We start from the raw sequence: 10,728 nt of genomic DNA, 5'->3' as shown, positions 1-10,728 counted from the left end.
AATATACTTTTCTTAATTAATTTAAAACTTACTCTTTTCTTTTTCTATGGCTTCTAAAAATGGCTTTTGATAGCTTTTATCGCTATGTTTTTGCAAAAGCTCTTCTTTGAAATTTTCTAAAATATTAAGATAATCTTCTTGGGTTAAATTACCTTTAATGAGTTCGTATTTTAAAAATAGCATATAGGTGTTTAGCACATCACTTTCGCAATACTCGTGAATTTTTTCTAATTTGTTTTGATAAAAAAGTTCTAATACTTCATTTCCATGTACATCATACTTTCCAGGAAGTCCTGCCATAGCACAAAGTGTGTCAAGTTTTAAGCCTTTTTGGCCAAAACTTCCTAAAGATTCTAATAAATCACAATGTTTATTTTCTACAAATTTGCTTTTGTAGTTATTCCATTTATCGCTTGCGTCCAAATAAGCACTTGCGTTGATATTGTATTTTAATGCTCTTATAACAAGCAAAGGCATGTCATAGCTTTTGCCATTAAAACTTACAAGGCGGGGTTGGTGTTTATCTATGAAGTTAAAAAACTCTTCTAGCATTTGTTTTTCATTTTCGCCTTTGATTTTATTGACTTTGATGAAATTTCCAAATTTATCTGCAATCACTGCACAAATGCTTACAACTTTATGAAAAGGTAGGGGTAAAAATTCACTTCCACTTTCTTCTTTTTGTCTTTCTAAAGCTTGCTTGCTAATGCTTAAATCATCGCCATTAAAATCATAAAGATGTTTTATCAATTCTGCATCAGGAATGCTCTCACAATCAAAAACGCAAATATATTCTTGCATGATAAACCTTTTTTTAAAAAAATCTTTGTTAAAATCATAACAGAAAATTTAAAAATAAAGTAGTATATGAAAATAGGTTTGGTTAAGTTATCCGCACTTGGAGATATCATCCATGCGGTAATTGTTTTGCAATTTATTAAAAAGCATTATCCTAAGGCGAGTATTGATTGGTTTGTAGATGCAAGATTTGCAGGATTATTGCAAGATCATCCAATGATTAATGAAGTGTATGCCCTGCCTTTAAAGGATAGAAAATTCAAAGAAGTCTTTGCTATGCTTTTTGAAGCAAGACAAAATAAATATGATGTTGTGATTGACTTGCAAGGTTTGATTAAATCTGCTTTAGTGAGTAAATTTTTATGTGCTAATACTTTTGGTTTTGATCAAGAAAGTATCAAAGAGGGTTTTGCGAGCAATTTTTATACGCATAAATTTGCGTGTAATTATGAAGAAAATATTATCGTGCGTAATCTTTCTTTGGTAGCTTATGTATTAAATGAGCATTTTGATCATAGCGATATAGAGTTAAAACAAAGTTGTTTTAGTGTAGATGATGAGTTAAAAGAAAGCTTAGAACAAAGGCTTTCTTTAAGTGAAAGTGCGCCAAATATACTCATACATATAGGCTCATCTATGCCTAATAAAATTTACCCAAAAGAGCGTTTGATACTACTTTGTAGAATGCTTTTAGAGTATTTTACTAGTGCAAAAATCATGCTTGGTTGGGGCAATGTTAATGAGTTTAATTTTGCTAAAGATATAGTTTTAAATTTAAAACATTTGAAAATAGAACTTGCGCCAAAATTAAGCTTAAGCGAGCTTTGTGCTTTAACTAAGGCAAGTGATTTGATTATCGGAAATGATAGTGGGCCTACTCATTTGGCCTTTGCACTAAACAAGCCTTCTATAACGATTTTTGGTGCTACTCCTAGTCAAAGAAATACCTATGAAACAAATATCAACAAAACAATCAATGCAGGTAAAAAAATACTGCATTCAAAGCATATCGATAAGAGTGATTTTTGCATACAAAATATCGATGAAAAAGATATTTTTAAACTTGCTTGTGAGCTTTTAGAAAAATGATAAATTATGTATATCTAAGCCTTTTTTATATATTAAAAGCCCTTGTGAAGATTTTACCTTCAAAGCTTTTAAACTCTTTTGTAAATTTGGTTGCTTTGATCACTTATAGGCTTAATCACAAACACCGCAAAATCATTGACATAAACTTAAAAATTTGTTTTCCTGAAAAAGATCAAAAATGGCGTGATGAAACTAGCCTTAATATCTATAAAAATTTTGCTAAATTTGGGATTGATTTTATCAAAAATCAAAATGCAAGCAAAGAAGAAATCGTCAATAAAATTTGCTTTGATGATGAGGGGCAAATTTTAAATATAATGCAAAGTAAAAGACCCTTGATTGTAACTACGGCTCATTATGGTAACTGGGAGCTTTTGGCTTTGTCTTTTGGGGCTAAATTTCAAGGAATTTCCATAGTTGGAAGAGCACTTGATAGTATGATAATGGATAAAATTTTAAGTAAAAATCGCACGCAATTTAATATAGAGCTTATAGAAAAAAAGGGCGGGCTTAGAAAAATGCTAAAAGCCTTAAAAGAAGGTAGATCGCTTGGAATTTTAACCGATCAAGATGCAGTGGATAGTGAAAGTGTAAAAATACAATATTTTAACCAAGAAGTAAATTTCATAGCAGGTGCAAGTGTGCTTGCTAAAAAAACAAATGCTATGATTTTACCTTGTTTTGTGTATCAAAAAGATGAGAAATTTTTTGTAAAAACTTTTAAGGCTTTAGATGCAAGCAAGGCAAGTATAGAAGAGCTTACTAAGTATCAAGCAAAGTGTTGTGAAGAGATGATTAAATTTAAACCTGATGAGTATTTTTTCTTTCATAAGAGATTTAAAAGATACAATCATGAATTATATTTATAGGATATAAAATGGATTTAAAACAAATTAGTGTGATAATGATTGTTAAAAATGCTCAAAAAACTTTAAAAGCTTGCTTGGAATCTTTGCAAGAATTTGGCGAGATCGTTTTAATAGAAAATGATAGCAATGATGATACTTTAAAAATTGCTTATGAGTTTAGTAAAAATTATAAAAATATCAAGATTTATCAGCATAAATTTATAGGTTTTGGACCTTTAAAAAATTTAGCCATAAGTTATGCTAGCAATGATTGGATTTTTAATATTGACGCAGATGAGCTTGCTAAGAAAGAATTTTTACAAGAATTAGGGCAAATTGAGCCTAATAAAGAAGATATCATAGCTTTACCAAGAGAAAATTTATACAATGGAGAGTGGATTAAAGCTTGTGGGTGGTGGCCTGATCATGTAATGCGGGTGTTTAATAAAACCCATACTAGTTTTAATAAAAATTTAGTGCATGAGAGTTTAATTTTACATGAAGATAGCAAAAAGATTAAGTTGCAAAATGGTTTGAGGCATTTTGCGTTTGATGATATCGATAGTTTGTTAGATAAGCTTCAAAAATATTCTAAGCTTTGGGCTTTGCAAAATTTACATAAAGAAAGTAGTGTTTGCAAGGCTTTGCTAAGAGGAATTTGGACTTTTTTTAGAAATTATGTTTTGAAAAAAGGGATTTTTTATGGCTATAAAGGCTTTATTATAAGTACTTGTAATGGACTTGGAGCTTTTTTTAAATATATGAAATTGTATGAGTTAAAAAAGCAAAAGCCAAAAACTTGTGCTTTAATCATCACAACCTATAATCAAAAAGAAAGACTTGCTTTGGTGCTTGATAGTGTTAAAAACTTAGAGCCTTTACCAGATGAGGTTTTAATAGCTGATGATGGAAGCAGGGAAGATACGGCTAAGCTTATACAAGCTTATCAAAAGGATTTTCCTTGTAAGTTAGAGCATATTTGGCAAGAAGATGAGGGATTTCGTGCCGCGGCAAGTCGCAATAAGGCAATTAATGCTTCTAATAGCGAATATATTGTTTTAATCGATGGGGATATGATTTTAGAAAAAAACTTTATCAAAGATCATTTAAAATTTGCTAGTTTAAAAACTATCTTGCAAGGTTCAAGAACTATTTTAAACGAAAAAGAAAGCAAAGAACTTTTAAGCAAAAATGATTTTAGCTTAGCTTTTAATAAAAAGGGTTTTAAAAACAAAAGAAATGCTTTTTTAGCTAAATGTGTATATAAATTTTCAAAGCTAACTAAGAAGTTTTTTAAAAAATCACAACTTGTTAAAGGCAGTAAAACTTGCAATATGAGTTTTTATAAAAGTGATTTTGAAGCTATTAAAGGATTTAATGAAAAATTTATAGGCTGGGGCAGAGAAGATAGTGAGTTTGTGGCTAGATTTTTATTTAATAATGGAGTGTTTAAAAGACTTAAATTCTATGCTCTAGCTTATCATATTTACCATGAAGAAAATAGCAAAAATATGCTTGAGATTAATCATCAAATTTATCTTGAAACTATAAAAAATGAAAAAGTGATTTGGAGATAAAGCATGAAAAAAGTAGGCGTAGTAATCCCCATATACAATGTAGAAAAATATTTAAAACAATGTTTAGATAGTGTAATTAATCAAAGCTATACTAACTTAGAAATCATACTAGTAAATGATGGCAGCACTGATGAAAACTCATTTAACATAGCAAAAGAATACACTTTAAAAGATAAAAGAATAACTCTTTTTGATAAAAAAAATGGTGGTTTAAGCAGTGCTAGAAATGTAGGTATAGAATTTTTTTATGGTGAATATGAAATACAATATATTGAAAAAGAAAATGAATTAAATATTTTTAAGATTGTTGGCAATAACCCACAAAATATTTATAAAATTTATAAACATAAAAATGCTTTAGTAGATGATAAATTAGAAATTCCAAAGATTGATTATATTATCTTTTTAGATTCTGATAATTATTGGGAGTTAAACTGCATAGAAGAGTGTGTTATAAGAATGCAAAATGTAGATGTATTATGGTTTGACCATACTTGTATTTATGATGATGGTATAGAAGATAAGGGCCAAAAAACAAGGATGAATATATTTAATTTCACTCAAGAATGTACTATCACTCCAAGAGACTATGCTAAGCAAGCTATAAAAGTAGGTTCAAGGGATATCTCGTTTAGCTGGGGTGGTATGATAGATTTTTCATTTTTAAAACAATTAAAACTTAAATTTATTAACAAAATCATCAATGAAGATATTCATTTTGGCATGGTTTTATTTAGCTGTGCTAATAATATTTATATTTTGCCAAAAAGATTGTATTTGTGCCGTTTGAGAGCAAATAGTATATCAAATCATGATAAGAAAGTCACAAAGGCAAATGTATCAGAGTACTTTAAAGACTTATATGAATTTTTTGGAGAAAATGCTAAAGAGGCAAAAAACTATTTAAAAGCAGCAAGTAGGATGATAACAGCTTTAGAGTTGATAGAATTTTTTAAAGATCAAAAAAATGAAAATTTTCAAGCTATAAAGGAAACCTTTTTGCCTTTTTATGTAAAAAAGGCTTTGATGATTAAAAAATTTAAAAAAGATCCTTTAAATTTAAAGGAAAAATTACCTATAATAAAACCTTTTATCCAAACAAAAATTCCTTATGATCTTTGGAAAATTTGGCAAAAAATAAAAAGTATTTTTAGATAAAATCAACTTTGCAAAATGATTTTATCTATCATTGAATCTTTTTTTATAGATTTAAAATGCGTGAGTTTGTGTAAAAAACTTTGTTTTTGAATTTCTTCCCAAAGAGTTGGATTAAATTTTTCTTTGGCGCTAAATTGTAATAAATGGCATTCTATATCACTCATGTTTTTATAAACATCATTTACAAAGCTATGCTCTTTTAAAAGTTCAAATATGATATGCAGTACAAAATAATAGTGATTTTCATTTGATTGCTCATTTTTCCAATAATTTATTAAAATATCTTTTAGAGTTTGAATAAAAGTATTGCTTGCTTTGGCTATCATAAAACTACTTAGCATTTTAACCTTAAAATCATCATTCCAGTTAAAATATCCATAAGAAAAATACCCACTTTTGATAAAATTTTTCAATTTCTCTTTACTAGGTTTTGTTTTTGATCTTTCAAAGATAAAAAAATCTTTATTACAAAGTTCACTAGGAATTTTAGAGCTTAAAAATATACTTGCATCACACCATATACCTCCATAAGTTGCAAGTAAGCATACTCTTAAAAGATCTGAAAAAAAAGTTATAGTTTTTTCTCCAAAAAAATTATTTTCTAATTTTTCTATAACATATGGTGGAAAATCAATATACTCTTTTATATTATCTTTATCTAAAATGATGATTGTGTAGTCATCTTTCATTTGACTTTGCACTGAATTGAAACATTGTTGTATCATAGGTGAAGCTTGATTTTTACCTTGATACCAAAATTGCCAAATAATTTTATCGTTTTTAAAATGATGTTTTTTTTCAAAATCAAAATGAGGAATTTTTCCTTCTAAAAAAGGGTTTATATAGTTGTTTGAAAGATAATTAGCCACTTTGGGGTGTTCTAACTTATATTGAATATGATTTCTTAATTTTCTTCTTATTGATTTTATAGGTATAAATGAGCTTAGTTTTTTTGTTAAAGTATTATAAATTAAAGAATTGTTTTGTTGTATTTGCATATATATTCCTCAAAAGTTTTTCTGATATAATATCGAAAATAATTAAGGTTATGTATATATGAAAACCGTAGGCGTAGTAATCCCCATATACAATGTAGAAAAATATCTAAAAGAATGTTTAGATAGTGTAATCAATCAAACCTATACTAACTTAGAAATCATACTCGTAAATGATGGTAGTACAGATGAAAACTCACTCAATATTGCAAAAGAATACACTCTAAAAGATAAAAGAATTACTCTTTTTGATAAAAAAAATGGTGGTTTAAGTAGTGCTAGAAATGTAGGTATAGAATATTTTAGTGGAGAATATAAACTCAAAAACAAAACCCAAACTTTAAAAGAAAATTCTTTAATAGAATTTAATATAGAAGGTAATAATCCTTATGAAATATATACTGTATATAAAAGCTATAAAGCTTTTAATGATGAACAAGATTTAACTAGCTTTACTTATCCTATTATAGATTATATTATCTTTTTAGATTCTGATGATTATTGGGAATTAAACTGCATAGAAGAATGTGTACCTAGAATGGATGGGGTAGATGTGGTGTGGTTTGATGAGGCAAAATACTATGAAATATCTTGTAAAAATCAAAGTCAAAGTAGTAGATTAAAAGATATTAATATAAAACAAGAAAAAAAGATTACTCCATTAGAATGGTTGCGACATTTAGCAAGAAGCAAGATGAAAGATTTTTCTTTTGCTTGTTCAGGTATGATAAATTTTAATCATATAATAGATAAAAAAATAAAATTTAAAGATGGTATTTTTGCTGAAGATCATTTATTTGGAATTTTGCTTTTTTCGCAAGCTAAGAATATTTATATTTATCCTAAAATATTTTATTATTATAGAATTCGAGCTAATTCTTTGACAAATCAAGATAAAAAAATTACCAAAGATAATATTCTTCCATATTTTAAAGATATATTTATTGCATTTGAAGAGAATGCAACTTTAGCAAAAGAGTATTTTAAATGCGCTAGTTGGGTGCAAACTAGTTTAGAATTAGTGCGATTTATAGAAAATTATCATGATAAAAAAATTTCTTCACTATTAAGAGATGTTATTTTATACTTTTATATCAAAAATGCATTTAAAATTAAAAAAATTGGTAAAGATCCTTTGTGTATTAAAGAGAAATTACAACTATTAAAACCTTATAAAATTTCTAAAATCAGATATGTGATTTTTAGAAATTATTTTTATATTAAGAAATTATAAAAGAATTTGTATTATATCTTGTATTTCTTTTGTATTATTTGTTTGGAGAAAAGTGTAGTTTTCTAAAATATAATCTAAATCATCATATTTGGGAATAAAATTTTTTTGAATTTTATCAATAGCTTTTGCTAAATCTTCTTTAGAGCGAATATTAAAACATTCATTGAGTAATTCAATAAAATTAGTATTTTCACCAAAATTTATAATAGGTTTTTTTAATAGAACTGCTTCTATTAGAGATGTTGCAGCTATTGCACATGTAGCTTTAGAATATTTTATAAGTTCAGTAGAGTTCGTATCTATATCTATAATTTTTACATTTGACATCTGTTCTAAAAATTCATAAAATTTTAAGCTTCTAAAATAATGAATATTGTTTAGATATGGCAATTCGTTTTCATAGCAAAAAAATTGATGCGGGTGTTCTTTGACATAAATTTTCCAATTTTTGGGCAATAAATTTGATAGGAGTTCAATAATAAATAATTGAGATGATAGTGTTGTTCTATTCATAATTGAAGCTTCTGGTTCTAGGTGTAATGGAAAGTATATATAATTATCTTCAAAATCAGCTTTTTGTGAAATTTTCTTATATATTTTTCGAAGATTGTTTATATATACAGACTGTCTATATATTTCATATTTTGAAAGAAAAAACATTTCTTTGTTTTTAATTAAGTTGTACTCTAAATATATACCTCCCAATTTTCTTTGAATTATTCTAGGTAGGGTTTTTATTTTTGTTTTATAAAAATATTTTAAAGGATTTTTAATTCCTATTTTTTTATTTGATGTTGAATTGTTAAAAAAATTATAGAGGTTTACTTTAGTTTTGTTGATACTTTTTATGTTTTTAAAACTATGACTATTTAAATGTAATAGTTGATAGATTTGTTGATTGTTAAAATCACTAGATATTGATAGTAGATAAACTGGGATGTTGTGTTTTAAAGCAATATCAAAAGGAATGCTATCCCAATCACCACCATGCTCTATTTGATCGGAAAATATCATATCGATGCGGTTGTTATTAAAATAATCAAGCCAGAAAGAAAGTGCTTTATAATATAAATTTTGTATTACACCAGTATCTAGATAATACCTATGGTAATATTTTTCAAGTTTATATTGAGTTGATCTAAATTTTAATATTTCTTCATATTTTAAATCATAATTTATTTTATGAATATTATTTATTTTTTCTCTGATTTGTCCTTGCGGATAAAAAAATTTTACAAACTCTTTATACTTTTCCTTGGCTCTTTTTATATCATTGGTAATTAACATATCTATCTTAATATATTTGTTAAAAGATAAAAATTGCTCTATTAACTGTAAATCTAGATCTATTAGGATTATTTTTTTCATTATTTTCCTTATTTTTATTTTTATTATATAATATAGTTTGTAAAAAGCAACTTTAGTAAAATATTTAAAGAAGAATTATGAGTAAGAATATATTAGTCACAGGTGCAGATGGTTTTATAGGTTCGCATTTAGTTGAAATGCTTTATACACAAACTAAAGACAAGAATTCTTTGTTTTATGGTTATAAAATTAAAGCTTTAAGTCAGTATAATTCTTTTAATTATTGGGGTTGGCTTGAAGATATAGAGTGTTTAAAAGATATTGAAGTAGTTTGTGGAGATATTAGAGATCCACATTTTTGTAAAAATATCACTCAAGATGTAGAAATCATCTTTCATTTAGCAGCTTTAATAGCCATACCTTTTTCTTATGTTGCTCCAGATAGTTATGTAGATGTTAATATAAAGGGTACTTTAAATATCTGCCAAAGTGCATTGGAAAATAATGTAAAGCGTATTATTCACACAAGTACAAGCGAGGTTTATGGTACGGCTTTGTATGTGCCTATTGATGAAAAACATCCTTTGCAAGCACAAAGTCCATATTCAGCAAGCAAAATAGGTGCTGATGCTATGGCAATGAGTTTTTATAATGCTTTCAATCTCCCACTGACCATAGCAAGACCTTTTAATACATATGGCCCAAGGCAAAGCGCAAGGGCGGTGATCCCAACTATCATCACTCAAATTGCAAATGGAGCTAAACAAATAAAGCTTGGAGATGTAAGTCCTACTAGAGATTTTAATTATGTAAAAGATACTTGTTTAGGGTTTTTAGAGTTAGCTAAATGCCAAAAGGCTATAGGTGAAGTGGTAAATATAGGATCAAATTATGAAATAAGCATAAAAGATACTTTAGAACTCATTAAAAAACTTATGAAATCAAATGTAGAATTTATCACAGAAAATGAACGCATAAGGCCTGAAAATAGTGAAGTATTTAGGCTATGGTGTGACAATAGCAAGATTAAAAGCCTTACTAACTTTTCACCACAATATGATATAGAAAAAGGTTTAGCTCAAACTATAGAGTGGTTTAGTAGTTCTTTAAATTTAAAAAAATATAAAAGTGATATTTATAATATTTAGGATTTTTGTGAAAGAAAAAATAATCATTATTGGAGCTGGAGGACATGCAAGAGCATGTATGGATGTTATAGAGCTTGAAGGTAAATTTGAAATTGTTGGTTTTGTGGATAATGATATAGAAAGTGCGTATTATCCATTGCTTGGGAATGATGATGATTTAAAAAAATTATTTAAAGAATATAAATATGCCTTAATTGGTATTGGACAAATTAAAACTTCATTGCCGAGAGTGCAAATTTATGATAAGTTGAAAACTATAGGTTTTAGATTGCCAACTATTATTTCGCCGCTTGCTCATGTGTCAAAAAGATCTTTTATTGATGAGGCAAGTATAATAATGCATCATGCCTTGGTAAATACAAATGTCAAGATAGGTAAAGGTTGTATAATAAATTCAAAAGCATTAGTTGAACATGATGCTATAATTGAAAATTTTTGTCATATTAGTACAGCTAGTGTTGTTAATGGGGGTTGTTTGATAAAGCAGCATAGTTTTTTGGGGTCAAATACTCATTTAAAACATGGTAGTATTTTAGGCGAAGATAGTATAGTATATATGAAAGGAGTATAATG

At 27.2% G+C, this 10,728-nt stretch carries 9 protein-coding genes and 1 pseudogene; 7 read left to right on the top strand and 3 right to left on the bottom strand.

Translation table 11 applies throughout. From position 1 onward, the window contains the following. Positions 1-21: 21 nt before the first annotated feature. Positions 22-801: a 3'-5' exonuclease gene (locus tag E2O22_RS06255; protein ID WP_133319730.1), complete on the bottom strand. Its 780-nt coding sequence runs from the start codon at positions 799-801 to the stop codon at positions 22-24. Positions 802-867: 66 nt separating this feature from the next. On the opposite strand from E2O22_RS06255, the gene waaC reads away from it, so the two are divergent. The 4 genes and pseudogenes from waaC (at position 868) to E2O22_RS06235 (ending at position 5,489) form a co-directional block, all read left to right on the top strand. After that, positions 868-1,887, top strand: a complete 1,020-nt coding sequence (gene waaC / locus E2O22_RS06250) for a lipopolysaccharide heptosyltransferase I (protein ID WP_133319729.1) — start codon at positions 868-870, stop codon at positions 1,885-1,887. Continuing rightward, positions 1,884-2,756 carry a lipid A biosynthesis lauroyl acyltransferase gene (locus tag E2O22_RS06245; protein WP_133319728.1) on the top strand — a complete coding sequence of 291 codons (873 nt, stop codon included), beginning with the start codon at positions 1,884-1,886 and terminating at the stop codon, positions 2,754-2,756. Before waaC ends, E2O22_RS06245 begins: the two co-directional genes overlap by 4 nt. An 8-nt stretch (positions 2,757-2,764) precedes the next feature. After that, complete coding sequence (locus E2O22_RS06240; protein WP_133319727.1) at positions 2,765-4,312, top strand: glycosyltransferase family 2 protein; 1,548 nt, start codon at positions 2,765-2,767, stop codon at positions 4,310-4,312. A gap of 3 nt (positions 4,313-4,315) precedes the next feature. Continuing rightward, positions 4,316-5,489: pseudogene (locus tag E2O22_RS06235) on the top strand (glycosyltransferase family 2 protein). On the opposite strand, the gene E2O22_RS06230 reads toward E2O22_RS06235, so the two are convergent. Further along, positions 5,473-6,468 (bottom strand): capsular polysaccharide synthesis protein, encoded by a 996-nt coding sequence (locus E2O22_RS06230; RefSeq protein ID WP_133319725.1) that lies wholly within the window; start codon positions 6,466-6,468, stop codon positions 5,473-5,475. The pseudogene E2O22_RS06235 and the gene E2O22_RS06230 sit on opposite strands and share 17 nt — an antisense overlap. A 58-nt stretch (positions 6,469-6,526) precedes the next feature. On the opposite strand from E2O22_RS06230, the gene E2O22_RS06225 reads away from it, so the two are divergent. Beyond that, positions 6,527-7,699 (top strand): glycosyltransferase family 2 protein, encoded by a 1,173-nt coding sequence (locus E2O22_RS06225; protein WP_133319724.1) that lies wholly within the window; start codon positions 6,527-6,529, stop codon positions 7,697-7,699. Here E2O22_RS06225 and E2O22_RS06220 read toward each other — a convergent pair. Beyond that, a complete protein-coding gene (locus E2O22_RS06220) occupies positions 7,694-9,067 on the bottom strand; it encodes a capsular polysaccharide export protein, LipB/KpsS family (protein ID WP_133319723.1) in 1,374 nt (457 codons plus the stop codon). The genes E2O22_RS06225 and E2O22_RS06220 overlap by 6 nt on opposite strands. Positions 9,068-9,144: 77 nt before the next feature. On the opposite strand from E2O22_RS06220, the gene E2O22_RS06215 reads away from it, so the two are divergent. Beyond that, on the top strand, positions 9,145-10,155 hold the full coding sequence (locus E2O22_RS06215) for an NAD-dependent 4,6-dehydratase LegB (protein ID WP_133319722.1): 1,011 nt from the start codon (positions 9,145-9,147) through the stop codon (positions 10,153-10,155). Positions 10,156-10,162: 7 nt separating this feature from the next. Continuing rightward, complete coding sequence (locus tag E2O22_RS06210; RefSeq protein ID WP_133319721.1) at positions 10,163-10,726, top strand: NeuD/PglB/VioB family sugar acetyltransferase; 564 nt, start codon at positions 10,163-10,165, stop codon at positions 10,724-10,726. Positions 10,727-10,728 lie beyond the last annotated feature (2 nt).

Origin of the sequence: Campylobacter lari, assembly GCF_004357905.1 — a bacterium.
GTDB classification, from domain to species: Bacteria; Campylobacterota; Campylobacteria; order Campylobacterales; family Campylobacteraceae; genus Campylobacter_D; species Campylobacter_D lari_D.
This window is presented reverse-complemented; position numbering and strand designations above follow the sequence as displayed.

Coding starts and splice junctions, on each gene's coding strand:
- E2O22_RS06255 (WP_133319730.1), bottom strand. CDS start 801: ATGCAAGAATATATTTGCGTTTTTGATTGTGAGAGCATTCCTGATGCA.
- waaC (WP_133319729.1), top strand. CDS start 868: ATGAAAATAGGTTTGGTTAAGTTATCCGCACTTGGAGATATCATCCAT.
- E2O22_RS06245 (WP_133319728.1), top strand. CDS start 1,884: ATGATAAATTATGTATATCTAAGCCTTTTTTATATATTAAAAGCCCTT.
- E2O22_RS06240 (WP_133319727.1), top strand. CDS start 2,765: ATGGATTTAAAACAAATTAGTGTGATAATGATTGTTAAAAATGCTCAA.
- E2O22_RS06230 (WP_133319725.1), bottom strand. CDS start 6,468: ATGCAAATACAACAAAACAATTCTTTAATTTATAATACTTTAACAAAA.
- E2O22_RS06225 (WP_133319724.1), top strand. CDS start 6,527: ATGAAAACCGTAGGCGTAGTAATCCCCATATACAATGTAGAAAAATAT.
- E2O22_RS06220 (WP_133319723.1), bottom strand. CDS start 9,067: ATGAAAAAAATAATCCTAATAGATCTAGATTTACAGTTAATAGAGCAA.
- E2O22_RS06215 (WP_133319722.1), top strand. CDS start 9,145: ATGAGTAAGAATATATTAGTCACAGGTGCAGATGGTTTTATAGGTTCG.